Genomic DNA, 24,690 nt, shown 5'->3' with positions numbered 1-24,690 from the left:
GGTTGAGCCAATGTTGGCCTAACCAACGATAGCGCCATTCGTGGGTGGCGCCAACGTTTTTGCTAGATTCGGCCCGTGAACACCCCCGAAGGGCCGCCGCCCGAGCGGCTGCGTACGCTGCCGAGCAGGCTGACCAACGGCGCGGCACTGATCGCCAACCGGATCGTGGACCAGGCGCTCGCCCAGGCGGGCGCGCGCCGCTACCACTACGCCCTGCTCGCCACCGTGGAGGAGTACGGCCCGGCCAGCCAGGCCGCGCTCGGCCGCCGCACCGGCATCGACCGCAGCGACGTGGTGGCCGCCGTCAACGACCTCGCCGCCCAGGGCCTGCTCGAACGCGCACCCGACCCGGACGACCGCCGCCGCAACATCATCACCATCACCCCGGCGGGCCGGAAGCGCCTCGCCGACCTCGACCGGCTGCTCGCCGCCGCCCAGGACGCATACCTCGCCCCGCTCTCCCCCGCCGACCGGCGGACCCTGACCGACCTCCTCACCCGTCTGGTCGAGCACCACGCCTGACCATCGCGTACGCCCGCCTCAGGCGGCGACGTAGCGATCGCTCGCCTCCCCCCGCAGGTGGCCGGGCGGCAGCTTCCTGCCGTACGTGAGCAGCAGCAGGTCCTGCGCCGAGCCGATCAGCGGGACGCCGTCACCGTACGACCAGTCGAGGTCGTCGGCGCACAGCCGCACCCCGTCGAGCTTCGCGCCGAAGAAGCGCAGCGTGAAGGGCCTGACCTGCTCCAACAGGACGCGCACGCGCTCCTCGGGAACGCGGCGGCCGAGCCCGAGCGCGACGGAGATGTCCAGGCCGTGCACCACGTCATGCCCCAGCGCCGCCGCGATCCCGCCGACCGGCGGCCTCCAGGGGTGGCGGGCGTTGTCGCGGATCGCGCCGGCCAGCTCCGCCGTGGACATGGCGGCGGCGTCGAGGCGGGCGCGGCGGTCGGCCATCCTGTTGACGCCGCCTCCTGCCTTGACCAGCTCCCAGGCCATCTTCGGCAGCGAGTACCTGAAGCCCATCGACATGTGCGCCGCGACCTCCCGTACCCGCCAGCCGGTGCACAGGGTCGGCGCGTCCCACTGGGCCGGCGAGAGGTCGTCCAGGAGTTCCGCCAGCTCAGTACGTTCGGCGGCGATGGCGGTGGTGATGTCCACGTGGTCGCTTCTTCCTCATAGGCTACCTCGCCCCGCACTACGACGGCATCGAGCAGGCGGTCTCCCCCGAGATGGGCGTGGCCGAGACGGTGGAGGTCTTCGCCCGCCACTACCGCCGCACGTGCGACGACCCCGACGCGCTGCGCCGGCTGTCGTTCGAGATCAGCCTCCAGGACCTGGCGCTGCGCGACCCCGGGCTACGGTCCAAGCTCGCCGCCTCCGTACGGGCGCACGAGGAACGCCTGACCGCGCTGCTGTCCGGCAGGTCCCACGACGGGCACGCCCTCACCCCGGCCCAGGCGCACCGGCTGGCCACCGCCCTGCGCGCGCTGCTGGTCGGCCTGAGCCAGGGCGTCATCCTCGGCCTCGCCGAGAACGCCTCCGCCGACTACTTCGCCGCCGCCGCCCGCGCCCTGGTCACCCCCGCCGTCCTCGGCCCCGCTCAGCCGCCGAGCTCCAGGTGAACGCGCCGCACGCTGAGATGCGCTGCGCCGCGCCGGCGCTCCGCTCCGCTGTCGTGGTCATGGTGAACCAGCGCGGTTCACGCCGTACACCGCCAGCCGCCGTACGTGGCGTACGGCCACGAGCGGCACCGTCACGCCGATCAGGTTGCACCACGCCACCGCGGCGTAGAAGCCGTCCGCGCTGCCCGTGGCGCGTGCCGCCGCCGCGCCGGTCGCGACGATCAGGCCGAAGTAGATCGCGTTGAGCGCGATGGCCAGGAAGCCGCCGCCGGTCTCCTCCATGATGGTCAGCGCGGCGAGCACGGGCCCTTGGACGGCGTACGTGAGCGCCACGGCCCCCAGGTAGGCGCCCGCCTCCACGGCCACCCCCGCGTCACCGCCGATCAGCCGGGCCAGCGGGTCGTGCAGCGACCACACCAGGGCCGCGATCGCCACGTACGTCACGACGGTGGCCTCGATGCCGCCGCGCATCGAGGTACCCAGCCGCCGCCGTTCGCCCGCGCCGCGCTGCTGGTTGATGATGATCGCCGTGGCCGTGCCCAGGGCCATGCCCGGCAGCAGCACGACGTTCTGGATGGTCGCGACGACCGTGAACCCGGCAACGGCGTTCTCCCCGTAGTCTCCGAGTACGCCGATGGCCGCGAGGTTGTACGCGGAGATCACGAGGAAGGACAGCGCGATGGGCACGCCGATCCGGCGCAGGTCGGCGAGCACCTCGCGCCGCCAGACGCGTACGGCCGCCGGATGCCACAGCTCGGTGCGGCGCAGCAGCGCACAGCCCATGGCCAGGCCGGTCACAGCGGCCGCCGCCTCGGCGACGGGCACCGCCGCGATCCCGATGCCGGTGCCGAGCCCGAGCCCGGCCACGAGGCCGACCCGCACGCCCGCCGTGCAGGCGACCAGGACGGTGGCCTGCCGTACGTACCCGTAGCCGCGCAGGCTGGACGCGCACAGCTCCTCCCCGGCGATCAGCAGACCCGCGGCGCTGGTCCAGCGCAGGAAGGAGACGAACGTGTCCCGCAACCCGGCGTCCACGTCAAGCAGACCGGGCAGGGCGGGCGCGGCGACCGCGAGGACGAGGCACAGGGCCGCGCCGAGGCCGAGCCACACTCGGGCCAGGCCGGCCGCGTTCGCCATGACGTCCTGGGGACGTCCGGCCCCTTTGCTGATCGCGGCGGCGACCTGGTTGCTGACCGCGAAGCCCACGCTCAGGGCGAGGACGATGAGGCTGACCGGCTGGTACAGGGAGCGTACGTAGATCGCCTCTCCCCCCATGCGCCCGAGAACGGCGATGACGCCGAGCTGGGCGGCGAAGTTCAGCGACCCGGCCACGAACAGGGGACCGGCGAGGCCGGAGATCCTTCGCCGCACCTGCCGTCTCTCGTGGGCGGGCGAGGAGACCATGCGGACCTCCGGGGACGCGGCGGCTCGGGCGGGGACGGACCCGCGGACGATAACGAGATTCCTCGTGGAATGTCCATGCGCGCCGGGCCGCGTCGATGGCCGGCGCGCAATGAGCCGGTGACGTCCCCGTTCGGCCGCACCCCCACCGACCGGGTCGCTCGCGGTCGCGACGGTCAAGCCGGCGACCGCGCTGCTCCTCCGGTCGTCAGGTCCTGCTCAGGAACTCGGCGAGGCGGACCGGGGCGTCGCCGCCGTGTCCGGCCGAGATGGCGGCGTCCACGGTGCCCTTGGCGGTGCGGGTGAGCGTCGCGGAGATCCCGGTCTCCTCCAGGACGTGGACGATGTGGTCGAGGCTCGCGGCCACCGAGGTCAGGGAGGCCGAGTCCGCCCCGGAGAAGCGTCCCGCGTCGATGTCGGCGGCGAGTCCGGGCAGCAGCTCGGCGACCAGGCCCGCCATCTGCTGGGCGTGCGGCGCGAGCGCGGTGGCCGGCACGTTCTGCCGGGCCGCGAGCGCGAACGAGTGCATCAGCCCGGCGATCGAGGTCCAGAACAGGTTCAGCAGAGCGACGTCGAAGCTCGCCGCCCTGCCGGGGTCGTCCCCGAGGTGCACGGCCGCGCCGCCCAGCGCCGCCAGCGTGGGCCGGTGGCGCTCGAAGAGGCCGGCGGGGCCGCTGTAGAGGACGCGCGTCGCCTCCGTGCCGATGGCCGCCGCGGGAGTCATGATCGAGCCGTCGAGATAGCGTACGCCCAGGTCGTTCGCCTTGGCGGCCAGCTCGCGCGCGCGTCCTGGCCCGTCCGAGGTGAGGTTCACCAGCGTGGTCGCGGGCAGCGGCCCGCCGGACTCGGCCCGCGCCTGGTCGAGGATGGCCTCCACGGCGTTCGCGTCGATGACGCAGACGATGGCCAGTTCGGCGGCGTCGAGCGCGGCCAGCGGGCCGTCGGCGAGTACCGCGCCGCGGGCGACGAGCTCGCCCGCCTTGCCCGCCGTTCTGTTCCACACCGTGGTCGGGTGGCCGGCGGCGAGGAACGCCCCGGCGATCGCCCGTCCCATCGGCCCCATGCCGAGCACGGACACCGGGGCATGCGAAAGCTGCTGAGTCATGGTGGTGATCCCCCGTCATTCGTTGACGCCGAAGTTCGCCGTTACGCTAAACGTTCACGTTGGCGTGAAGGTCAAGCTGGGAGGCGGCGGCAGGTGCGGATCAGTGCTCTGGCCCGGCGTACGGGGGTGAGCGCCCGTGCGCTGCGCTACTACGAGGAGAAGGGGCTGCTGGTCCCCGAACGTACGTCCGCCGGCTACCGCGTCTACACCGAAGAGCACGTCGAGACCGTGCGCCGCATCCGGATCCTGCTCGCGGCGGGGCTCAACAGCGACATGGTCCGCGAGATCCTGCCCTGCATGGTGGCCGACGGCGAGTTCCTGGCGCCCGGCTGTGAGGACCTCATCGCCGAGTTCGAACGCGAGCTACAGCGCATCGACACGCAGATCGCCGAGCTGCACGACGTACGGTCGGCGCTGACCGGCATCATCACCGCAGGAAAGGCACTCGCGAGCCGTTAGCAGGCCGTATCACCACGACGCGCCGTCTCGCGGGGTGGGTCGTCGAAGAGCGCGAGCTCGTCATCGCCGGGAGCCTGGAAGATCTTGGCGTACCTCTCCATCGCCTCGCGGCTGATCGGCGCCGTCCCCGGCACTCGCTCCCGGTTCCGGGCATCGACGCGCCGCCACAGCTCCTCGAACGGCGCGGTGAGGTAACGCAACTCGGTGCGAACGCCGAGGGCGCGCCCGACCGCCAGCATCTCGTCGCGCTCGGCCCGCGTCCAGAACCCGGACTCCAGCACCACACTCTGTCCGAGCCGCAGCAGATCCTGGGTGTGGACGGTGAACCGCCGCTCCAGCCGGGCCCGCGTGGGCTCGTCGAACAGGTCGATGCCGAGGTCCGCCAGCCACTCGTCCGGGGACAGCCGCACGGCGGGGATCTCGCGCGCCAGCCGCTTGGCCAGCGTCGTCTTGCCCGAGCCGGGCAACCCGCACAGCAGGATCATCCTGGGCTCGCCATCCATGGGGCACCTCCGGCCTGAACGTCACCCTGAAAATCCTCCCGCAACCGCGCCCCGGCCGGAAAGGTCACTGACGGCCGGACGGCGGCCACCCGCTTGCCGACCCTGATGACCGGCGCGCTCTCGGCCTGCCGCACTCCGGTTCGGCCAGGAGCCGGTCGAGGTGGACGGTGATGGCGTGGGCGTCGGTCCCGGCCGGCGCCATCAGACGGTGCCTTCCAGGTCACCGCGCATCCGTACACCCGTGCGCAGGACGCCCGAGAGCGCAACGCCTCGTCGCCGAGGCCGATGCCGTAGGCGTTGGGCGACGTGGCCACCACGTGCTGGTAGGCCGGCATCGGAAAAACGATGCGGCAAACCCTCCCGGCCTCAGCAGCCCTCGGGCGGGATATTCGCAGGTCGGGCGGGTAGATGCCGGGGCCGGAGGAGCGCATGCTGGGGTTGCCTGAGGGAATTCGCGGTTGCCTGTTCGACATGGACGGCGTGCTGACGCGCACGGCCACCGTCCACGCCGCCGCGTGGAAATCGATGTTCGACGAGTTCCTCCGCGCGTGGGCCGCCAAGACGGGCACGCCGTTCGTGCCGTTCGACAAGGTCGCCGACTACGACCGCTACGTGGACGGCAAGAAACGCGCGGACGGGGCGCGGAGCTTCCTGCGGTCGCGCGGCATCGACCTGCCCGAGGGCACGCCCGGCGACCCGCCGGGCGCGATGACCGTGCAGGGGCTGAGCAACCGCAAGAACGAGCTCGTCCAGGCCGTCATCGAGCGGGACGGCGTGCAGGTCTTCCCCGGCTCGGTCCGGTACGTGGACGAGGTCAGGCGGGCCGGGCTGCGCACGGCGGTGGTGTCGTCGAGCGCCAACACCGCGCAGGTGCTGGCGGCGGCCGGGATCGCCGACAGGTTCATGGCGAGGATCGACGGCGTCGTGGCGAAAGAGCGGCGGCTGGCGGGCAAGCCGGCGCCCGACATGTACGTGGCGGCGGCCGAGGCGCTGGGGCTCAAGGCGGCCGAGTCCGCGGTGTTCGAGGACGCGCTGGCGGGGGTGGCGGCGGGCCGCGCGGGAGGGTTCGGGTTCGTGGTCGGCGTCGACCGCGCCGGCCAAGCGGACGCGCTGCGCGCCAACGGCGCCGACGTCGTCGTAGGCGACCTGCGAGAGCTGCTGACGCACGAGGACGCGCGATGATCCGGCATCCGGCGTTCACGATCGAGCCGTGGGCCCTGCGGGAGCGGCGGCTGGACCTGGGCGTGCTGGCCCAGACCGAGTCGGTGTTCGCCCTGTCCAACGGGCACATCGGGCTGCGCGGCAACCTCGACGAGGGCGAGCCGCACGCCGAGCCGGGCACGTACCTCAACGGGTTCTACGAGCTGCGCCCGCTGCCGTACGCGGAGGCCGGCTACGGCTACCCGGAGTCCGGCCAGACGGTCGTCAACGTCACCAACGGCAAGGTGATCCGGCTGCTGGTCGAGGACGAGCCGTTCGACCTGCGCTACGGCACGCTCCACGAGCACGAGCGGGTGCTCGACCTGCGGGCGGGCACGCTCACCCGCAACGTGCACTGGAGCTCACCGACCGGCACGCCGGTGCGCATCCGATCGACGCGGCTGGTGTCGTTCACCCATCGCGCGGTCGCCGCCATCCGGTACGAGGTGCAGGCCGTCGGCCGCCCGATCCGCGTCGTCGTCCAGTCGGAGCTGGTCGCCAACGAGATGGGCACGCCGGCCTCCGGCGACCCGCGAGCCGCCGCGCCGCTGCGCTCCCCGCTGATCGGTGAGGAGAACGTCACCAGCGACGACGGCCTGGCGATCATGGTGCACCGCACCCGCGACAGCGGCCTGCGCCTGGCGGCAGGCATGTGGCACGAGATCGACGGTCCGGACGAGACGCTGGCCGAGGGGCGGGGCGGCGACGACGTCAGCCGGATGACCGTGGCCACGCGCCTGTCGCCCGGCCAGACGCTGCGGGTGGTGAAGCTCTTCTCGTACGGCTGGTCGCGCCGCCGCTCGCGGCCCGCCCTGCACGACCAGGTGGCCGCGGCTTTGGCGGCGGCCCGGCTGACCGGCTGGGACGGGCTCTGCGCCGACCAGCGGCGTTTCCTCGACGCCTTCTGGGACGGCGCGGACGTGGAGGTGGAGGGCGACGACGAGGTGCAGCAGGCGGTCCGGTTCGGCATGTTCCACCTGCTGCAGTCATCGGCGCGGCTGGAGAAGCGGCCGATCCCGGCCAAGGGCCTGACCGGCTCCGGGTACGACGGCCACACGTTCTGGGACACCGAGATCTTCGTCATGCCGGTGCTCACCTACACCTATCCCCGCGCCGTCGCGGACGCGCTGTGCTGGCGGTACGCCACGCTGCCCCTGGCCAGGGAGCGGGCACGGCAGCTCGGACTGCGCGGCGCCGCCTTCCCCTGGCGGACCATCCACGGCGAGGAGTGCTCCGGCTACTGGCCGGCCGGGACCGCCGCCTTCCACGTCAACGCCGACATCGCGCACGCGGTCACCCAGTACGTGGACGCCCGTCAGGACGAGGAGTTCGACCGGGACACCGGCCTGCCGCTGCTGGTCGAGACCGCCCGGCTGTGGTGCTCGCTCGGCCACCACGACACGACCGGGCACTATCGCATCGACGGCGTGACCGGTCCGGACGAGTACACCGCGGTCGCCGACAACAACCTCTACACGAACCTGCTGACCCAGCAGAACCTCCGCGAGGCCGCCGCCGCGGCCGAGCGTCACCCGGAGCGGGCGGCCGAGCTCGGAGTCACCCAGGAGGAGATCCGCCGCTGGCGCGCGGGCGCGGAGGCGATGACCGTCCCCTACGACGAGCGGCTCGGCGTGCACCAGCAGAGCGACGACTTCACCCGGCACGCGCCGTGGGACTTCGACGCGACCGGACCCGACAAGTACCCGCTGCTGCTGCACTTCCCCTACTTCGACCTCTACCGCCGGCAGGTGGTCAAGCAGGCGGACGTCGTGCTCGCCATGCACCTGCGCCCCGACGCGTTCACGCCCGAGCAGAAGGCCAGGAACTTCGCCTACTACGAGGCGCTGACCGTGCGCGACTCGTCCCTGTCGGCCTGCACGCAGGCGGTCATCGCCGCCGAGGTCGGCCATCTGGAGCTGGCCTACCGCTACCTCGGCGAGGCCGCCCTGATGGACCTCGACGACCTGGAGAAGAACACGGTGGACGGCGTGCACATGGCCTCGCTCGCGGGGGCGTGGATCGCGCTGGTGTCGGGGTTCGGCGGGATGCGCGCGGGCGGCGGGCGGCTGCGCTTCTCGCCGTGCCTGCCCTCCCGGATCACCCGGCTCGGCTTCCGGCTGCGCTATCGCGGCAGCCGGCTGTCGGTCAGCGCGACGCGGGAGGCGACGACGTACCGGCTGCTGGAAGGCCCGCCGCTCACGCTGCTGCACCACGGCGAGGAGGTCGAGCTGGGCGCCGAGGAGGTCACCCGGCCCAACCCGCCGCGCCATGAGCCGGATCAGGAGGTACGCCAGCCGCCCGGCCGCGAGCCCCGCCCCCGCTCCTGAGCGCCACGCCGCCCGGCCGCGAGCCCCGCCCCCGCCGCCTTCTCTGAGCGCTAGGCCACCCGGCTCGAACGCGAGGCGTGGTCCCGTACCAGGTCGTGGAAGCGGTAGCGGCCGGGCGCGGACTCCCGCAGCAGGTGCGCGTCCAGCAGCCGTTCGAGCAGCCGCTCCGCGTGCGGCGCGCTCGTCCCCAGCAGCGCGGCGGCCGTGCGCGAGTCGAGGTTTGCACTGTCGTCGGCGCCGTCGTCGGCGCCGTCGCCGGCGCGCGCCCCCAGCAGCCGGTACGCCCGCCGCAGCTCGGCGGGGAGCCGGTCGTAGGAGCGGTCCAGGGCGGCGGCCACGTCGTGCCCTCCCGCCGCCAGCTCGGCCAGCCGATCACCGGCGAGCCGCTTGAGCAGGTCGCGCACGCTCCATGTAGGCCGCGCCCGCAGCCGCTCGGCGGCGATGCGCACGGCCAGCGGCAGCCACCCGCACCTGGCCGCGACCTCCTCCAGCTCGCCGGGGGACGCGCCCGCCGCCCGTTCATGCCCGGCAACCTCGGCGAACAGCGCGACCGCCGCCGGGGCGGGCAGCACGTCCAGCGACACGGCGCGCGTGTCCCCGAGCCCGCTCAGCCGCCCCCGGCCGGTGACGATCACCCGGCAGCCGGGACCGGCGGGCAGCAGCGGCTTGACCTGCTCCGCTCCTGCGGCGTCGTCCAGCACGATCAGCACCCTGCGCTCGGACAGCACGCTGCGGTAGAGCGCGGCGCGGTCCTCGTCGTGGTCGGGAATCTCCTCGGCGGGCACGCCGAGCGCGCGCACCATGCGGGCCAGGGCCTCGCCCGGCTCGACCGGGGCCGCGCCATGACCGTGCAGGTCCACGTAGAGCTGGCCGTCGGGAAAGCCGGGTGCGAGCCGGTGCGCGGCGTGCACGGCGAGCGCCGTCTTGCCGGTCCCCGCCATGCCGTCGATGGCGACGACCAGCGCCGTCCGCGCGCGGTGCGCGTCCTCGACGACGGCCAGCTCGCGCTCGCGACCGGCCAGTGCCGCGAGCCCCGCGGGCAGTTGCCGGGGCACGATCGGGCGCGCGGCCACCTCGCCGGTCCCGGCGACCGGCAGGCCGCGCGCGGCGGCGGCGAGCTGCTCGCGTTCCTCGCCGCCCAGCTCAAGTGCCTGCGCGAGCAGCAGGACGGACCTGCTGCGCGGCTGCCACAGCCCGCCGTTCTCCAGCCTTCGTACGGTCCTGACGTTGAGCCCCGCCTTCTCGGCGAGCTGCTCCTGCGTCAGCAGCGCCCGCTTGCGCCATCCCCGTAGCAGCGTGCCCACCGCGTGCGCGGCGCCGGTTCCCCGCGCGGCGTCGGGCAGAGCGCAGCGTCCCGAAGGCAAACCCGAATGCAAGTTCGTCTCCCGCGATCCCCCATGGAGGGCTCCGGCGCAGCCGCCGGGCCTCTCGATCAACTGGCAGCACGTCCATCAGAACCGCGTTCGCGCCGTTCAGACCATGGATGGGACGACATCGGACGATATTGGAAGCACTAGGACGCAACTCGTTTGATGCCGGTGGCCCCCTTTGTCAGAATGACCGCCATGAGCGAGCGGGGCGGTCATCCCAGCGAGATCTGCCCCTACCAGGGACTCGCCCCGTTCGAGGCGGGCAGCGCCGAGCTGTTCTACGGCCGCACGCGCGCCGTACACGATCTTCTCCACCGTCTCGGACGCCGCGTGGACGGCCGCGGCGCGATCCTGCTCGTCTCCGGCGCTTCGGGCGTCGGAAAGTCGTCGCTGTTACGTGCCGGTCTGCTTCCCGCGGTGGCCAAGGGCGAGCTGCCGCACGCCGGGCAGCGGGAGTGGCGGTGCCTGCTCACCACGCCCACCGCGACGCCGTTCCGCGCGCTCGCCGAGGCGTGGGCCAAGGAGTTCGGCGGTGACGCAGAGGCGCTGGCCGGGCGCCTGCGCGCCGGCCCGCGCGGCCTGCTGCCGGAGGTGGCAGGGCGCCTGCTGCTGGTAGCCGACCAGTTCGAGGAGCTGTTCACGCTGGTGACCGACGAGCGCGAGCGGCAGGCGTACGTCGCCACCCTGCACGCGCTCACGCAGGGCCCGCAGGGCGCGGGCGTGGTCATCGGCGTACGCGCCGACCACTGGGATCGCTGCGCCGCCTACCCGCGCTTCGCCGAGGCCATCCAGGACGGCCAGGTCATCGTGGAGCCGATGGCGGAGGCGGACCTGCGCCTGGCCATCACCGGCCCGGCCGCGGCCGCAGGACTGCGCATCGAGCCGGGGCTGGTGGAGACCATGCTCGCCGAGCTGCGCGCCGGCACCGGCGAGCATCCCGTCGCGGGCGCGCTGCCCCTGCTCTCGCAGGCGCTGCGCAACACCTGGGAACGGCGCACGAACGGCACGCTCACCCTGCGCGGCTACGAAGAGTCCGGCCGGGTCCGCGACTCCGTACGTCGCACGGCCGACGAGGTGCTCGCCCGGCTGCCCCCGGAGGACCGCAAGGCCGCGCTGCGCATCTTCCGCCGCCTGACCCTGATCACCGCGGGCGGTCAGGTGGCCCGGCGCAGTGCGCGGCTGGCCGACATCCACGCCGCCGCCTCCGCCCGCACCCCGCAGCGGCGCGCGCAGGTCGAGGCGCTGCTGTCGGCGTTCGCCGACCGGCGGCTGCTCACCCTGCACGAGGACACCGCCGAGATCTCCCACGACGCGCTGCTGACCGCCTGGCCCGCCCTGCGGCAGTGGCTCGAACCCGACCTCGCCGCCCAGGCCGTCTACGACCGGCTTCTGGAGGCGGCCGCCCAATGGGCCGGCAACCACCGCGATCCCGCGTTCCTCTATCGCGGCGCGCGGCTGCTCGCCGTGCAGGACAGCCGGCCCCGCTGGGAGCGCGACCCCGACGGCTTCCCGCCTCCAGGGCCCGTCGTGGAGAGCTTCATCGCCGCCTCCACCAGGCAAGAGCGGCGGGCGAGCCGCCGCCGCAGGCTCGCCGTCACCGGCCTGGCGACGCTGTCGGTGCTCGCCCTCATCGCCGCCGCCACCGCCGTGAACGCCGCCGGCGAGGCCGGCAGGCAGCGCAGGGTGGCGATCTCCCGCCAGCTCGCCGCCCAGAGCGAGGTCACCGGCGATGCCGCGCTGTCGTCGATGCTCGCCGTGGCCGCCTGGACCATCGCACCCACCGACGAGGCGCGCAACCGCCTGCTGTCGGCGGCCACCGGCACGGGGCGGGGCCGGCTCGCCGGGCACACCAGAGGCGTGAGGTCCCTGGCGTTCAGCGCCGACGGCTCCACCGTGGCGACCGGCGGCGAGGACGGCACCGCGCGGCTGTGGGACACCGCCACCCGCAGGCAGCTCGGCGCGCCGATCACCCGCGCGACGTACGAGTGCTCGGGCGTCCAGGTGGCGCTCAGCCCCGACGGCCGCACGCTGGCCACCGCGTGCCAGGGCACCGTCCGCTTCTACGACGCGGCCACCCGCCGCGAGCTGGGCCCCGAGCTGAAGCACGAAAGGGTCGTCTCGGCGCTCGCCTACAGCCCCGACGGCACCGCGGTCGTGACCGGCGACTTCACCGGGGTCGTACGCCAATGGGACGCCGCCACCCACCGTCCGCGCGGCCCCGCCATGGGACACCCCGATCACGGGCCGGAGCTGCGGAACACCGTGCGCCGGGTGGCGTTCGCCCGGGACGGCAAGACCCTGGCCGTCGCGCGGGGCCGGTCCGTACGGCTGTGGGACCCCGCCACCGGGCGCCCGCTGGGCGAGCCGTTCGCCACGCAACGGCATCCCCTCGACGACATCGCGTTCAGCCCGGACGGCAAGACGCTCGCCACGGCGGGTGGCGACGGCGCGATGCTCTGGGACGTGACCTCCGGCCGCCGCACGGGTGTGCTGAAGGACCGCACGGCCGGCTTCTCTTCGATCGCCTTCAGCCCCGACGGCACCCGCATCGCCACCGGCGGCGCCTCGGGCCGTACCGTCCTGTGGGACACGGCCGGCCGCCGGCAGCTGACCGCGCTGCAGGACAACGCGATGAGCGTACGGCGGGTGGCGTTCAGCGCGGACGGCAGGCTGCTCGCCGCGGCCGGCGACGACGGCCTGGTACGCCTCGCCGACCCGCAGGTCCACCTGCAGATCGGCACGCCGACGCCCGCGGGCGGCGCGGTCGCGCTCAGCCCCGACGGCCGCATCCTGGCCACCGGCGGCCCCGGCGACGACCCCGCTGTACGGCTGCACGACGCCGCCACCCAGCGCCCCATCGGCCCCCCGCTGCTCGCGCCCGGCGCCGAGGGCACCGTCAACAAGATCGCGTTCACGCCGGACGGGCGCACGCTCCTCACCTCCGCCACGGACGGCCTGCGCGTCTGGGACGTCGCCGGCCGCCGCGTGCTCGCCCATGACCCCGCGTTCGGCGGGGTGGCCGAGCTGAGCCCCGACGGCAGGTTCGCCGCCGTCCAGCACGAGCAGGCCATCGCGCTCTGGGACGTCGCGAGCCGCCGCGAGATCGGGCCGCGCATCCGCGTACCCGGTCACACCGACGTCATCACCGGCATGGCCATCAGCCCCGACGGCAGGACGCTGGCGAGCGCGGGCCTCGACTCGCGGGTACGGCTCTTCGACGTCGCCACCCGCCGCCCCATCGAAGGCAGCCCGCCCGCCGCGGCCGGAGGGCTGGTCAACGGCCTGGCCATCAGCCCCGACGGCGGGACGCTCGCGTTCACGGCCTCCGACGACGCCGTGCGGCTGTGGGACGTGCGGCACCGCCGCGTCAAAGGCGTCGCATTGATCCCCGAGGACGCCGCGCCCAACGCGCTCGCGTTCAGCCGCGACGGCGAGGTGCTGGCCACCGGCCTGCGGAACGGTGACGTGCTGCTGTGGGATCTGCGCACGTACCGGCCCATCGGCCACCCGATGACCGGCCACACGGGCGGCGTGATCGCGCTCGATTACGCCGCCGACGGCGCGAAGGTGGCCTCGGTCGCCACCGACGGCACCGCGCGGCTGTGGCACACCGGGATGCCCGCCGACCTCGTGGCCGCCGCCTGCGCCAACGCGGGCCGGGCACTCACCCGCGCCGAATGGGAGACCCTCCTCCCGGAGGAGGAGTTCCGCCCGACGTGTACGTGACGCTCGATCTCACCAGGGGAAGGGCCGGGATGTTCCTGCGAGGGCTGCGGCGGCGGACGGGCAAGCCGGTGCCCGAACTGGTGGAGCTGTTCCGCTCGATCATCGAGGGCGGACGGGACTTCCATCCCATCGCCTCCGACTTCCTGCAGCACTTCATGGACGGCGCGGGCGAGTCGAGGACGATGTCGCTGCGCTGGCTGCGCTCGTTCAAGGTGATCAAGAAGGCCGAGCGCAGGAACCAGCGCCGCTTCGAACGCCAGCTCCTGCGCCGGGCCGCGACCCTGGACGACCACGCCTCCGACTGGCTGCACGACTACTGGGACGCCCGCATCAACGCCTTCATCGGCACCGAGCTGTTCTACGTCAGCAGGATGAGCCTGCTGCGGTCGCAGGGGTCGTTCGTGCTGACCAGGGAAGGGCCGCAGGTGCGGATGTCGGGGACGGTGCGGCACCGCTGGTTCGACCCCTACGACTGGGATCGTGGACGCTGGGTCTACATTCCCCGGCACGGGTTCGTGCCCATCGCGGTGGGCCGGGAGCTGGTGGAGGCCGACGAGGCGCGCAACTTCCTCATGGAGTCGCGGCACGTCCAGACGCTGGAGGGGGTGTGCGTCCCCGGGCGGTGGCCGCGACGCGGGCGGGCGGCGTTCACGTGGGCGCTGGTCAGGACGGAGGAACGGTGAGCGCGGACCGTCCACTTCCGCCCGACCCGTCCCAGGCCGGCTCCGCGGCCGAGTTCGTCGCCGCGCTGGTACTTCTCCGGCAGTGGGCGGGTGAGCCCTCGTTGAGCCGGCTGCGCGCGCTCGGCGGCCGTATCCCCGCCGCCGACGGCGCCCTGGTGGACGCGCTGCCCAAGAGCACCACCTCGCACGTGCTGCGGCAGCGGGATCGGTTGCCGCGGTGGGAGTTCGTACGGGCGTTCGTCACGGCCTGCCTGCGGTCCTGCGATCATCCCGAGGAGCTGATCGCCGAGGAGCTGGAACGGTGGCGCCTCGCCCGCGCCGCCCTCATCCAAGGTGCCGCTCCCCCGCACTCACCGCCTGCGGCCGGTACCGATGCCGCGGCGCCGTCTCCGTCCGCCGCGGACCCAGCGGCTCCGGGCGAGGCGTGTCCGGCTGCTGCGGGACGGTCCGGGGGCGGTGTGGCCGTCCCTCCCCCGCCGGCCGTGCCCGCCGCGCCATGGGCGGGGGCGGTGCAGGGGCGGGATGCGGCGGTCGAGCTGCTGGTACGGCGGGTGCTGCGCGAGGAGGACCGGGCCCGCAAGGGGTTGCTCGGCGGCTATGACATCGCACCGGTCTCGTTCAGCCCCGGCCACACCGAGGCCGCCGCTCCCGGCCCTGACGACCTGCACACGATCGGCCGGTTCTTCACCGATCTCCATCCCCATCGGCTGCTGGTGGTGGGCGAATCGGGCGCGGGCAAGACGGTCCTCGCCATCGAGCTGGTGCTGCAGCTCCTGGAGTCCCCCCTGGCCACCGGTCAGCCCCCGCGCATGGTCCCGGTACGCCTGAACGCCGCCCGCTGGACCCTGGGCAGGCCGTTCGAGAGCTGGCTGGCCGAGCAGCTCGTCCAAGACTTCGGCCTGGCGGGCGACGACGCGCACCGGCTCGTACACGACCGCAAGGTGCTGCCGGTGGTGGACGGCCTGGACGAGCTGGACCCCGGCCCGCCCGCCGGGCCCCCGCGCCGGGCGATGAGCCTGCTCGCCGAGCTCAACCGCTACAGCGACCTGTCCGGCCGCCGCGCCGGAGCGGTGGTCGTCACCTGCCGCGCCGACCGCCACGCCGAGCTGCGCGCGGCCGGTGTCTGGCTCGACGACGCCACCTTGATCCGGCTCCACGACCTGACCGTGGAGCAGATCGCCGCCTACCTGAAGGCCCGCTGGCCGGACGGCCACCCCTGCGCGGGCGACCGCGACGCCGTTCAGGCGGCGCTCACCGGACCCGCCGGCCGAGCCGTTCACCTGGCGCTGGCCACGCCGTGGCGGTTGCTGCTGACCGTCACCGCCGTGGAGTCCGGCGCCGACCCGGACGAGCTGCTGCGCGTCGATCCGCACGCCGACCACCGCAAGGGGGCGGACGCGATCGCCGGGCGGCTGCTCGACGCGTACGTCCCGGCGGCGACCCGGCTGACGCCCCGGGACGCGCACGGCGCCGCGTACCGGCCGGATCAGGTGCGGGCCTGGCTTGAACGGCTGGCTGCCCACCTGCGCTGGCAGGCCGCCGTCAGCGCGAGGTCGGACCGGCCGCCGCCCGGGCTGACGGCCATCGACATCGTGCCCCACCTGCTGTGGCCGATCGGCGGGCGGTTCCTGGTACGGGCGTTGCACGGCCTGTGCGCGGTGGCGCTCGCGATCGTGGCGATGGTCGCGTTCTGGACGGGTTCGGCGCTCGGCGCGCCGGATCTTGGCGCGGCCGGGGGCGGAGAGCAGGCTTTGACGCTGGCGATCATGGCGTCCTGGGTGGTGATCGTGAGCGGCCTGTCGCTGTCGCCGTGGCCGTCGGCCGCGGGCGGCCGGGCCAACGTGCCGCGCCGCAGGCGGGTGACGGGGGCGGTGCTCGGCGGGCTGGCGGGGCTGCCGGTCGGTGTGCTGGGCGGGCTGGCCGGGCTGCTGCTGACCGGCGGCGACGTCTTCGGCCCGCTCTTCGCGGTCGTCGCGGGCGGCACGGGCGGGCTGGCGCTGGGGTCGGTCATCGGGCTGACCGCCGCCGGGCGGGTGGGCGCCGGGCGCATGACGGTCGCCGAGGCGATCCGTGCCGAGCCGGTCACGCTGATGGGCTTCGGGCTGTGCGGCGCGCTCACCGGACTGGCCCCGCTCCGGCTTGCCCACGCCGGACCCGCGGCGCTGGTCGTGGGCGTGGCCGGGGCGTTCGTGCTGGCGTTCGCGCTCGGAGTCGTCTTCACGATCACTACGGGTGGGTGGAGCATGGACGCCGAGCTGGCGCACCCGCGCGAGGCGCTGCACCGCAACCCCACCATCGGGATGGCCTTCGGGCTCACCGGCGGGGTCGCGGCCTTCCTGGTGTTCGTGATGAGCCAGAGCCTCGCCGTGTCGCTGGCGTGCGCGGTCGTCGGCGGCGTCGCCTTCGGGCTCAGCTTCGGCGCGCTCGCCTGGACCCGTACCGTGATCGGCCTCATCGTCGCGGCGGCGCGCGGGCTGCTGCCGCTGCGCTTGTGGAGCTTCCTCGACTGGGCGTGCGAGGCGCGGCTGCTGCGCGTCAGCGGCGCCACGTACCAGTTCCGGCACCGCGAGCTCCAGGACTTCCTGACCTCCGCCGACAGCGGCTCTTGACCGCGAAGACCGCCGGCCTCGGCCCGTAATCTCCGGAGCCGGAGTGGCCGGGCCGGTGCCGGCGTACTGGCTGGTCAGGAACGGCTTCGCGGTGACCGTCGTCGAGCGCGCCCCGAAGCTGCGCAGGACCGGCGGCCACGCCGTCGATCTCTTCCGGCCCGCGGTGGACATCTCGGAGAAGATGGGCGTACTGCCGCACATTGCGGAGCGGGCCACCGGCACGAGCCGGATGAGCGTCCACCCCGAGGGCTCACGGCGCGCCGTACGGGCCGACCTCGGCAAGATCTTCCGCGCCACGTCCGCGCGGCACGTCGAGATCATGCGCGACGACCTGACCGCGATCTACCACGAGGCGACGCGCGACGGCGTCGAGTACGTCTTCGGCGACGCGATCACCGCGATCTCGCCGGACGGCGAGGTGCGCTTCGAGCGCGGCGGGCCGCGCCGCTTCGGCCTCGTCGTGGGCGCGGACGGGCTGCATTCCGGCGTGCGCCGCCTCATCTTCGGCGACACGTCCTCCTTGAGCGCTTTCGCCGGCGCGTACTTCGCGGTGCTGTCCCTGCCCGGCCGCCGCGACCTCGACGGCGAGCTGCGCATCCACGTCGGCGTGGGCAGGACCGCCGGCGTGTACGGCGCGCGGCACCTCGACGAGGCCCGGGTGCTGTTCCTGTTCCGCAGCGGGCGGCTCGACTACGACCACCGTGACGTGCCCCGGCAGAAGGAGCTGCTGCGCAAGGCGTTCCAGGGCATGCACCCCGAGGTGGACGGCTGGCTGGCCGGGCTCGGCGGCGCTCCCGCGTTCTACTTCGACTCGATCACGCAGCTCCGCATGGACACCTGGTCGCGCGGACGGGTGACGCTCGTCGGCGACGCCGGCTACTGCCCCGGCCCGGCCGTCGGCGGCAGCACCAGCCTGGCCGTCGTCGGCGCGTACGTGCTCGCGGGGGAGCTCGCCAGGGCGGGCGGTGACCACGAGCGCGCCTTTCCCGCGTACGAGCGCGCGATGGCCGAGTACGTGCGCCGCAGCCGCGACGTCGCGCTGGGCGCCGCGCGCACGCTCGTCCCGGCCTCGCGCCTCGGGGTGTGGGGCCTGGCCCGGGGCGCCCGCTTGATCTCCGCCCTGCCTGCGGGTCCCAGCCGCGCCCTGACCCGCCTCGCCAGCAAAACGGCCCGCCTGCACGACTCGATCGCCGTGGACGACTACCCGCTTCCGGCGAACGCCGCCGCCACCGCGCCCGAAACGCCCGCCCCTCACGGACACCGCTGATGGCCGCCCCTCTACGGGAGCATCCGGACCTGCGCGCCCGGCATGTCCGACCACCAGTGGTCGTAGCGGCGGTAGACGGCCGGGTCGCGGCCGGCCAGGAGCGCCGTCAGCGCCTCCGCCTCGGCGGCCAGCTCGGCCCACGCCTCGTCGGGCAGCCGGTGGAAGGCGGTGGCCTCGATCCCGCCGCCGACCGGTCGCCAGACTCCGGCGACGTAGCCGTCCACCAGCAGTGCCGGCAGGACGTCGCCGTTGCGCCGGGTGACGAACCCGCGGTATTCGGGCGGGACGACCCGGCTGCGGTCGGCGTAGGCGAGCAGGACGTTGTCCCACATCGGCAGCAGCCGCGCAGGCGCGGGCGTGTCTTCGGCCGGGCGGGGCGCGCCGGGCAGGTCGAACAGCTCCGAGCCGCCCGGGCCGGTCAGCCGCTCGAGCCGGTCGGCGACCGCGTCCAGCGCGGCGCGGGCGCGTTTCCTCGTCACCAGCGCGAACTGGGCGACGTCGAGCGCCGACGCGGGGCCGTACCCCGCTAGATACCGCAGAACGAGCGTCTGCAGGGCCTGGTCGGCGTCCGCTCCGAGCGTGGGCGGCAGGCCGGAGGCGACGTAGGCCGGGCGGAGGCCGAACGACCACGGCGGGCCCGTGGGCGCGTGCACCAGCGGCGCGAAGCTCTTCAAAGCCCACCACACGCCCTGAGGCGGAACGCCGAGCCGCTGCTCGATCCACGCACGAAGCTCGCCGGTCGAACGCGGCCGGTCGGCGAAGGCCAGCAGGTCGCCGACCAGCGCGTCGGCGTCGGCCGCGGTGAGGCCGCTGCCGGTGAAGCGCCGGTCACCGAGCCGGGAGCCGCGCAGCGTGGGCTGCATCGCCTCGTGGAAGCAGGGGTGATCGTCGGCGTGCACGGCGTGCAGCGTGATCCGCATGAGCGTGGCCTTGACGATCTTGCGCTCGGTGAACGCCGCGTCCAGATCGGCCGGGTCGAAGCCGGCGACGCGGTTCCATAAGGCCAGGTACGGCGAGGCCGCATGCTGTGCCTGCAACCCCACCACCCGGCGAACCGCCTCGCCGGCATCGACGGCCTCCCGCCCCAGCAGGAACTGGCGGGCGAGGGTGGAGCGGTTGAGTGCACGCGGGGAGAGCATGCGGCCATTCTTCCGAGCGGGACCGACAGAAACGCCCCCGATCACCCTCCCGGATGGCCGCCGCGATCACCGTCCCTTATGGATGAGGAACACGTTGCCCAGGGCTCGCTGGCCGGTGGCGTCGGACGGGCGGTTGATGATGCCCGATCGGGCGGTGGCCATGACGCTGGATCCGCCCCCGTCGAGGTTGAGCGCCTGCACCGCGCCCAGCCGCTTCATCAGCGCGGCCGTCTGCGCGATGCCGAGGCCCTCGCTGTAGCCGTCCTGGCGGCCGTCCACGACGACGAGCAGCAGGCGGCCCTGGCGGTCGACGCCGATCATCGAGCGCGGGTTGGCGCGTACGGTCCAGTTGTAGGTGAACGTCTGGTCGCTGCCGTCGCGGATGATGCCGTCGGCGGCCGCGTTGACCGAGATCCGGCCGTCGCGGACGAGCGTGGGGCCGACCTGGAGGATCGTGGTGTCCTTGGTGAGCGGTACCTGGTGGCCGCGGCCGTCCTCGACCCGTTCGGTGACGGTCACCCGCCGGCCCGGCTTGACGTTCGCAAGCAGCCAGCCGGCGCTGTCGCCGATGGCCTGGATGGTGGAGCCGCCGGGCGGGACGGCGGCGCCGCGCGTCGCGTTCACCGCGAGGACCTTGCCGTGGGCGTCCAGTACGGCCTCCGCGCCCTCACCGGCCGGCGGCGTCCCCCACTCCGGGGTGAAGCGGACGAGCTCGCTGTCGTCGGTGCACTTGAAGTCGTGCTGCGGCTTCTCGGTGGGCTGGTCGCCGCCGACGCCGCCGCAGTTCCAGACCTCGCCGGGCATCCGGTTGACGCCGTCGATCTCGGCCGTGGCGCGGCCGGCGCGGAGCGTCACGTGGGCGGTGTAGGAGTCGACCTCCACGTGCCGCCCGCCCTTGGTGAGCTTGATGCCGCCGCGGCCCTGGGTGGCCGAGCCGATGAGCTTGCCGTTCTTGACGTACAGGCCGGTGGGTGAGCCGTTGAGGAACCACTGGGCGTTGATGCCCGCCACCGCGCCGGTCGAGGAGACCAGGTCGGTGAGGGTCTCCATCCCGTTCAGCGTGGGCCCGAAGCCGGTCTCGACCGTGCCGTGGAAGTCGCGGAAGTCCACGCGGAGCACGTGGACCTTCTGCGGCGCCCCGGTGTCGGTGCCGTCCTGCGCCGTGTAGCGGGTGCCGCCGGCGAAACCGGCCGCCTTGACCTCGGCGAGTTCGGCGGCGGCCTCGTCGGCGGTGGCGTACCGGCCGATGCGGACGATCCAGCCCAGCGGGCCGCCGGGGTGGTCGGCGAAGGCGGGCATGACGACCTGCTCGATGCGGGGTTCGAATCCCTTCTCGACCAGGGCCGCGTGGACCCGGTCGGCGATCTCCCTGGGGCCCAGCGCCGTGGCGGCCCGGTCGAGCGGGCCGTCAATGGTGGCCGGCAGGTACACGTGGACGGTCCAGACGTCGTCCGAGTCCTTCGCGCCGAGGCTGAGCTGCGTCAGCGTGACGCCGGGAGCCACCGTGACGGGTTCAGCGGGAGATGCCTGCGCGGGGCCGGTCGGCGCCAGGAGCGCCGCGGCCACCACGAGGGAGAGGAGGGCTTTGCCGTTCATTCGTGTCACTCCACCGGAAAAGGGTTACGTTGCGGGATTCATACCTGTTTCCGGCGCTGAAGATCACGTGAACGGCGGGCTTCGCCAAGTGCTCGCTACGCGCGGTGCCGCCGTCCGATCAGCACGGCGGCACCGTCCAGCAGCAACCGCAGCCCGGCCTCGAAGAACACCGTCAGGTCGAATCCGAGGGTGTCGTCGATGGGCGCCGCGGGCGTCGAGAGCGCGGCGTGCAGGGACGGCAGGTGGGCGGTGTACCACTGGTCGGGCGACAGGCCCGTGTGCTGCTCGGCGTCGCGCTGCGCCTCCAGGTTGGTGGCGGTCCCCCTGGCGTGGTTGGCCACCGCCCACCACACGATCCGGGCCGTCTCGGGATCGAGGCCGAGCCCGAGTATGGCGTTCATGCCCCAGGTGCCGAACCTGAGCATGTTGGGCAGGGGCTGCGGGTGGGTGAGCGACATGACCCGGGGCAGCCAGGGATGGCGCAGGTAGAGGCCCCATTGCAGGCGCGCCGCGAGCTCCAGGTGCGCCCGCCAGCTCGGCGGCGGCTCCTGGGGCAGGTCCAGTTCGCCGAAGGCGGTGTCGGCCATGAGCGCGGCCAGTTCCTCCTTGCCGTCCACGAGGCCGTACAGGGACATGGTGGGCATGCCGAGCCTGGCCGCGACGCCGCGCATGGACACCGCCTCGAAGCCCTGCTCGTCCGCGAGCGCGATCGCGGCCCGCACGACCCGCCGCCGCTCGTCGTCCGGGCCGGAGGCGACCGGGCGGCGCTCCCGGCGCGGCCGGGGCCTCGGGGCTGACGCGGGTTCCGCGACGACGGTGCCGACGCGTGGGACGGCCACCACCCGGCCGCGCCTGCGCAGCGTGTCGAGCGCCTTGGCGGCGGTCGCGGTGGCCACGCCCCACTGCGCGGCGGCCTGCCTGATGGAGGGGACGCGGTCGCCGGGCCGCAGCGCGCCCGTGTCGATGCGCCGCTCGATCTCCCGCACGATCCGCTGATAGGGCGGGAGGCTTCTCCGCATGACCGATCGCGTCCTCTTCCTGTACTAGGGCAGCGGCGCACTGGCCACAGTGACGGGATCGCCCCTGGTGGAGGGCTGATGAGCTGGCCTAGCACACCGCCGCTCATGGCAGGCGCCGCCTCGCGGGGCGGGCTACCGTCTCCGTTCGTACACCGTACAACGACTCCTCCGAGGTGAGCATTGCCCGACGCCATCGAAGTGGTACGCGCCGCCGAGCTGGGCGAGAGCCATCGCCGAGCCATCGCCGAGGTCTTCGTCGACGGGTTCGGCCCCGACTTCTCCTACTTCTCCGACGACCCCGCCAAGCTCGCCGACGCCTTGGAGCACGCGCTGGTCCTCGACGTGTTCTACGTGGCCCTGGTCGACGGGCGTCCCGCCGGGATCACCGCCTGTACGGACGGCAGGCGGCCGTCGTTCCAGCACGACAGGCGCGAGCTGCGCAGGCACCTGGGGTTCTACAAGGGCACCATCGCCGACATCGGTTTCCGCCGCGAGTTCGCCAAACCTCTCCCCTACGCCAAGGACGGGATGGCCTCCCTGGAGTTCGTGGCCACCGCCATCCGGTACCGGGGCCGGGGCGTCGCGACGGCGTTGCTGACCCACCTGCTCGCCCTCCCCCAGTACGACGAGTACGTCCTGGCGGAGATCTCCGACGTCAACACCGCGGCCCTGCGCCTGTACGACAAGCTCGGCTTCCGCGAGTTCCAGCGCACCAAAGTGCGCCACACCCGAAAGACCGGGATCAACTACTACATCTCCCTGCGGCTCGTACAGGCCGAAAGGCGGGCCGTCGACGAGCGTCACTGAGACGACCGGCCGAGCAGCACGACCGCCAGAACGGCCCCGGCCAGGCAGACCACGCCCGCCACGAGCATCGCCGCGTGGAGCCCGCCCAGCGTGGCGAGCACGGGCGTCGCCGCCGCCAGCGCCTCGGTACGCGCGGTCGCGACGGCCGCCAGCCCCGCGGTGCCGATCGCGCCTCCTCGTCGAGCGGCGGCCCGCACCGGCCGAAGCGCCGCCGGCGGCCGCGTCCCGAACGTGTGCGGCCGGTCCTCCGGCTGATGATCGAGGCGTTCGGCGACGTGCCCGCGCTCGTGATCGGCCGGTGCACCGACGTGCTGGCCTGGAACCGCACGGCGCACGCGCTGCTGGCCGGGCATCTGCCGTACGAGGCGCCCGAGCAGCCCTGGCAGCGCCCCAACATCGCACGCCTGGTCTTCCTCGACCCGCACACCCGCGAGCTGTACGCCGACTGGCGGGGCAAGGCCCGCGACACCGTGGCCGACCTGCGCCTGATCGCCGCCCGCTACCCCGACGATCCGGACTTGGCCGAGCTGATCGGCGAGCTGACCTTGAACAGCGCGGAGTTCGCCGCGCTGTGGGCGGCTCACCACGTACCCGCCTGCATCCCGCCCACGCGCGCCTTCCGTCACCCGCTGGTGGGCGTCGATGACGCTGAATGACGAGCTGATGGAGCTGCCCCAGGACGACGGCCGGCGCCTGGCGGTCTTCACCGCCGCCCCGGGCTCCCCCGACGCGGCCGCCCTGAAGCTCCTCACCCGCCTGGCCACCGGTGATGCGGCGCGCGTCAGCACTGAGGCGCCGTACGTGTGACGTCTGTGCCACGGACACGTAGCGGCTACGCGGGGCCGGGCCCGGCCGCGCGCCGTTCGTCACGCCGTGGACGCCGTCCTGCCCGAGACCCACCCCGCATGACCGCGACCTGAGTCGATCAAGGGCCTAAGGTAGGCGCATGGGTCATGGGAAGACGTCGTTCGTCTGCTTGCCGTGCCGCGCCTCGTACAAGCAGCCCCACCTCGCCAGGGGCGAGGGTGACCGGGTGTGCCCGGGGTGCGCCGGGCCGCTGATCCACGTCGGATCCGCCTTTGCGGCGCCGGCCCGGCGCGACGTCGAGGGCTGGCGGGTGCTGTCGGTGCTGCTGCACGCCGGGATCCGGTTCCCCATGGGGTGCGGCGACGGTCCCGGCTACCGGCCGCGCACGCTCGCCGAGGTACGCGAGCGCCAGGCGTACGCGCGGGCCGCCGGGGAGCCGTTCGCCCGCGCCCTCCTGCGCGAGGAGCTGCCATGACGCTGGGCCGGCTGCTGGGCAGGGGGCCGCGGCGCGAGCCGCCCAGCGATGCCGAGACCGCCGAGCACATGCGCGTCCTGGCCGACGGCTTCGTGGAGCGGGCGCGGGCCGAGGGGTTCGCGCTCGACTGGGACCCGGCGTTCCTGCATCACCTCGACAACTACTGCGCCGCGTTCGTGGCCACCAAGCCGGCTCCCGAGGACGCGCACGAGGTGATCATGGGTGCGGGCGCGTACCTGGGCGAGATGATCGTCAGGAACTGCGGCTGGTCGTGGGTGTACTGCACCGATCAGCGGGCCGCCGCGGTGGAGAGCCCCGACGGGCTGCGCGGCTACCCGCACAACAAGGTCGCCAAGCGCATCGGCCAGGGCCCCGCGCACGATCTCGCGGCGTTCTTCGCGTACGCGCGCACGGGCGAGCCGCCGCACGGGACGGCCGCCCGCGTCTCCGGGCCGCCGTGGTGGCGGCGGCTGCGATCCAGGGCCTGATCGCGCCCTTCAAAAAAGTCGCGGCGAAGATGTCGAGAACGCGGCGGCGGCTCCGTCCCCGGCATGAACACCGCGATGACGACCGAC

Annotated in this window: 23 protein-coding genes; 14 read left to right on the top strand and 9 right to left on the bottom strand. The window is 73.8% G+C overall.

The features are described 5' to 3' along the window. Nucleotides 1-75 precede the first annotated feature (75 nt). Nucleotides 76-522 carry a MarR family winged helix-turn-helix transcriptional regulator gene (locus AB0K67_RS01090; protein ID WP_364050807.1) on the top strand — a complete coding sequence of 149 codons (447 nt, stop codon included), beginning with the start codon at nt 76-78 and terminating at the stop codon, nt 520-522. 18 nt (nt 523-540) lie between these two features. Here the strand turns inward: AB0K67_RS01090 and AB0K67_RS01085 are convergent, their stop codons facing one another. Beyond that, complete coding sequence (locus AB0K67_RS01085) at nt 541-1,158, bottom strand: maleylpyruvate isomerase family mycothiol-dependent enzyme (protein ID WP_364050804.1); 618 nt, start codon at nt 1,156-1,158, stop codon at nt 541-543. Between the two features lie 77 nt (nt 1,159-1,235). Here AB0K67_RS01085 and AB0K67_RS01080 point away from each other — a divergent pair, with 77 nt between their 5' ends. Continuing rightward, nucleotides 1,236-1,622 carry a hypothetical protein gene (locus tag AB0K67_RS01080; protein WP_364050801.1) on the top strand — a complete coding sequence of 129 codons (387 nt, stop codon included), beginning with the start codon at nt 1,236-1,238 and terminating at the stop codon, nt 1,620-1,622. 57 nt (nt 1,623-1,679) lie between these two features. Here AB0K67_RS01080 and AB0K67_RS01075 read toward each other — a convergent pair whose 3' ends face one another. Next, a complete protein-coding gene (locus tag AB0K67_RS01075) occupies nt 1,680-2,993 on the bottom strand; it encodes an MATE family efflux transporter (RefSeq protein ID WP_364050798.1) in 1,314 nt (437 codons plus the stop codon). A gap of 238 nt (nt 2,994-3,231) precedes the next feature. Beyond that, nucleotides 3,232-4,128 carry an NAD(P)-binding domain-containing protein gene (locus tag AB0K67_RS01070; RefSeq protein WP_364050795.1) on the bottom strand — a complete coding sequence of 299 codons (897 nt, stop codon included), beginning with the start codon at nt 4,126-4,128 and terminating at the stop codon, nt 3,232-3,234. A 93-nt stretch (nt 4,129-4,221) separates the two neighbouring features. On the opposite strand from AB0K67_RS01070, the gene AB0K67_RS01065 reads away from it, so the two are divergent. After that, nucleotides 4,222-4,587: a MerR family transcriptional regulator gene (locus tag AB0K67_RS01065; protein WP_364050792.1), complete on the top strand. Its 366-nt coding sequence runs from the start codon at nt 4,222-4,224 to the stop codon at nt 4,585-4,587. On the opposite strand, the gene AB0K67_RS01060 is transcribed toward AB0K67_RS01065, so the two are convergent. Further along, entirely contained in the window at nt 4,584-5,090 is a 507-nt protein-coding gene (locus tag AB0K67_RS01060) for an AAA family ATPase (RefSeq protein WP_364050789.1), read from the bottom strand. The genes AB0K67_RS01065 and AB0K67_RS01060 overlap by 4 nt on opposite strands. Nucleotides 5,091-5,519: 429 nt before the next feature. Here AB0K67_RS01060 and AB0K67_RS01055 point away from each other — a divergent pair, with 429 nt between their 5' ends. Continuing rightward, nucleotides 5,520-6,272, top strand: coding sequence for a beta-phosphoglucomutase family hydrolase (locus AB0K67_RS01055; protein ID WP_364050786.1), 753 nt, complete (start codon nt 5,520-5,522; stop codon nt 6,270-6,272). Then, nucleotides 6,269-8,617: a glycosyl hydrolase family 65 protein gene (locus AB0K67_RS01050; protein ID WP_364050783.1), complete on the top strand. Its 2,349-nt coding sequence runs from the start codon at nt 6,269-6,271 to the stop codon at nt 8,615-8,617. Before AB0K67_RS01055 ends, AB0K67_RS01050 begins: the two co-directional genes overlap by 4 nt. Nucleotides 8,618-8,667: 50 nt before the next feature. On the opposite strand, the gene AB0K67_RS01045 is transcribed toward AB0K67_RS01050, so the two are convergent. Next, complete coding sequence (locus tag AB0K67_RS01045) at nt 8,668-9,981, bottom strand: NB-ARC domain-containing protein (RefSeq protein WP_364050780.1); 1,314 nt, start codon at nt 9,979-9,981, stop codon at nt 8,668-8,670. Nucleotides 9,982-10,182: 201 nt separating this feature from the next. On the opposite strand from AB0K67_RS01045, the gene AB0K67_RS01040 reads away from it, so the two are divergent. Genes AB0K67_RS01040 through AB0K67_RS01025 form a run of 4 tightly spaced genes read left to right on the top strand, consistent with a single transcriptional unit; the run spans nt 10,183 to nt 18,272 of the window. Next, nucleotides 10,183-13,713: a WD40 repeat domain-containing protein gene (locus AB0K67_RS01040; RefSeq protein WP_364050777.1), complete on the top strand. Its 3,531-nt coding sequence runs from the start codon at nt 10,183-10,185 to the stop codon at nt 13,711-13,713. Then, nucleotides 13,704-14,396: a hypothetical protein gene (locus AB0K67_RS01035; RefSeq protein ID WP_364050774.1), complete on the top strand. Its 693-nt coding sequence runs from the start codon at nt 13,704-13,706 to the stop codon at nt 14,394-14,396. Before AB0K67_RS01040 ends, AB0K67_RS01035 begins: the two co-directional genes overlap by 10 nt. Continuing rightward, the gene (locus AB0K67_RS01030; RefSeq protein WP_364050771.1) at nt 14,393-17,005 is read left to right on the top strand and encodes an NACHT domain-containing protein; all 2,613 of its coding nucleotides are present in this window, start codon (nt 14,393-14,395) and stop codon (nt 17,003-17,005) included. Before AB0K67_RS01035 ends, AB0K67_RS01030 begins: the two co-directional genes overlap by 4 nt. A gap of 28 nt (nt 17,006-17,033) precedes the next feature. Beyond that, on the top strand, nt 17,034-18,272 hold the full coding sequence (locus AB0K67_RS01025; protein ID WP_364057379.1) for an FAD-dependent monooxygenase: 1,239 nt from the start codon (nt 17,034-17,036) through the stop codon (nt 18,270-18,272). A gap of 11 nt (nt 18,273-18,283) precedes the next feature. Here the strand turns inward: AB0K67_RS01025 and AB0K67_RS01020 are convergent, their stop codons facing one another. The 3 genes from AB0K67_RS01020 to AB0K67_RS01010 form a co-directional block, all read right to left on the bottom strand. Further along, nucleotides 18,284-19,411: a winged helix DNA-binding domain-containing protein gene (locus AB0K67_RS01020; protein WP_364050768.1), complete on the bottom strand. Its 1,128-nt coding sequence runs from the start codon at nt 19,409-19,411 to the stop codon at nt 18,284-18,286. A 66-nt stretch (nt 19,412-19,477) separates the two neighbouring features. After that, nucleotides 19,478-21,007, bottom strand: a complete 1,530-nt coding sequence (locus AB0K67_RS01015; RefSeq protein WP_364050765.1) for a phosphodiester glycosidase family protein — start codon at nt 21,005-21,007, stop codon at nt 19,478-19,480. A gap of 95 nt (nt 21,008-21,102) precedes the next feature. Beyond that, complete coding sequence (locus AB0K67_RS01010; RefSeq protein ID WP_364050762.1) at nt 21,103-22,026, bottom strand: GntR family transcriptional regulator; 924 nt, start codon at nt 22,024-22,026, stop codon at nt 21,103-21,105. A gap of 180 nt (nt 22,027-22,206) precedes the next feature. Between AB0K67_RS01010 and AB0K67_RS01005 the strand changes: the two genes are divergently transcribed. Continuing rightward, nucleotides 22,207-22,833, top strand: coding sequence for a GNAT family N-acetyltransferase (locus tag AB0K67_RS01005; RefSeq protein WP_364050759.1), 627 nt, complete (start codon nt 22,207-22,209; stop codon nt 22,831-22,833). Here the strand turns inward: AB0K67_RS01005 and AB0K67_RS01000 are convergent. Continuing rightward, nucleotides 22,827-23,030 (bottom strand): hypothetical protein, encoded by a 204-nt coding sequence (locus tag AB0K67_RS01000; protein ID WP_364050756.1) that lies wholly within the window; start codon nt 23,028-23,030, stop codon nt 22,827-22,829. The two genes, AB0K67_RS01005 and AB0K67_RS01000, sit on opposite strands and share 7 nt — an antisense overlap. Nucleotides 23,031-23,066: 36 nt before the next feature. On the opposite strand from AB0K67_RS01000, the gene AB0K67_RS00995 reads away from it, so the two are divergent. The 4 genes from AB0K67_RS00995 (at nt 23,067) to AB0K67_RS00980 (ending at nt 24,603) form a co-directional block, all read left to right on the top strand. Then, the gene (locus AB0K67_RS00995) at nt 23,067-23,489 is read left to right on the top strand and encodes a hypothetical protein (RefSeq protein ID WP_364050753.1); all 423 of its coding nucleotides are present in this window, start codon (nt 23,067-23,069) and stop codon (nt 23,487-23,489) included. After that, nucleotides 23,476-23,640 carry a hypothetical protein gene (locus AB0K67_RS00990; protein ID WP_364050750.1) on the top strand — a complete coding sequence of 55 codons (165 nt, stop codon included), beginning with the start codon at nt 23,476-23,478 and terminating at the stop codon, nt 23,638-23,640. The genes AB0K67_RS00995 and AB0K67_RS00990 overlap by 14 nt, the downstream gene beginning before the upstream one ends. Nucleotides 23,641-23,779: 139 nt before the next feature. Continuing rightward, nucleotides 23,780-24,115: a hypothetical protein gene (locus tag AB0K67_RS00985; protein ID WP_364050747.1), complete on the top strand. Its 336-nt coding sequence runs from the start codon at nt 23,780-23,782 to the stop codon at nt 24,113-24,115. Then, on the top strand, nt 24,112-24,603 hold the full coding sequence (locus AB0K67_RS00980; RefSeq protein ID WP_364050744.1) for a hypothetical protein: 492 nt from the start codon (nt 24,112-24,114) through the stop codon (nt 24,601-24,603). Before AB0K67_RS00985 ends, AB0K67_RS00980 begins: the two co-directional genes overlap by 4 nt. The last annotated feature ends 87 nt before the right edge of the window (nt 24,604-24,690 follow it).

The sequence above is a fragment of the Nonomuraea sp. NPDC052634 genome (genome assembly GCF_040678535.1).
Taxonomy (GTDB): Bacteria; Actinomycetota; Actinomycetes; order Streptosporangiales; family Streptosporangiaceae; genus Nonomuraea; species Nonomuraea fastidiosa.
The sequence above is the reverse complement of the archived record's forward strand: the minus strand, read 5'-3'. Positions and strand labels throughout refer to the sequence as shown.

Coding starts and splice junctions, on each gene's coding strand:
- AB0K67_RS01070 (WP_364050795.1), bottom strand. CDS start 4,128: ATGACTCAGCAGCTTTCGCATGCCCCGGTGTCCGTGCTCGGCATGGGG.
- AB0K67_RS01060 (WP_364050789.1), bottom strand. CDS start 5,090: ATGGATGGCGAGCCCAGGATGATCCTGCTGTGCGGGTTGCCCGGCTCG.
- AB0K67_RS01055 (WP_364050786.1), top strand. CDS start 5,520: ATGCTGGGGTTGCCTGAGGGAATTCGCGGTTGCCTGTTCGACATGGAC.
- AB0K67_RS01050 (WP_364050783.1), top strand. CDS start 6,269: ATGATCCGGCATCCGGCGTTCACGATCGAGCCGTGGGCCCTGCGGGAG.
- AB0K67_RS01040 (WP_364050777.1), top strand. CDS start 10,183: ATGAGCGAGCGGGGCGGTCATCCCAGCGAGATCTGCCCCTACCAGGGA.
- AB0K67_RS01020 (WP_364050768.1), bottom strand. CDS start 19,411: ATGCTCTCCCCGCGTGCACTCAACCGCTCCACCCTCGCCCGCCAGTTC.
- AB0K67_RS01015 (WP_364050765.1), bottom strand. CDS start 21,007: ATGAACGGCAAAGCCCTCCTCTCCCTCGTGGTGGCCGCGGCGCTCCTG.
- AB0K67_RS01010 (WP_364050762.1), bottom strand. CDS start 22,026: ATGCGGAGAAGCCTCCCGCCCTATCAGCGGATCGTGCGGGAGATCGAG.
- AB0K67_RS00990 (WP_364050750.1), top strand. CDS start 23,476: ATGACGCTGAATGACGAGCTGATGGAGCTGCCCCAGGACGACGGCCGG.
- AB0K67_RS00985 (WP_364050747.1), top strand. CDS start 23,780: ATGGGTCATGGGAAGACGTCGTTCGTCTGCTTGCCGTGCCGCGCCTCG.
- AB0K67_RS00980 (WP_364050744.1), top strand. CDS start 24,112: ATGACGCTGGGCCGGCTGCTGGGCAGGGGGCCGCGGCGCGAGCCGCCC.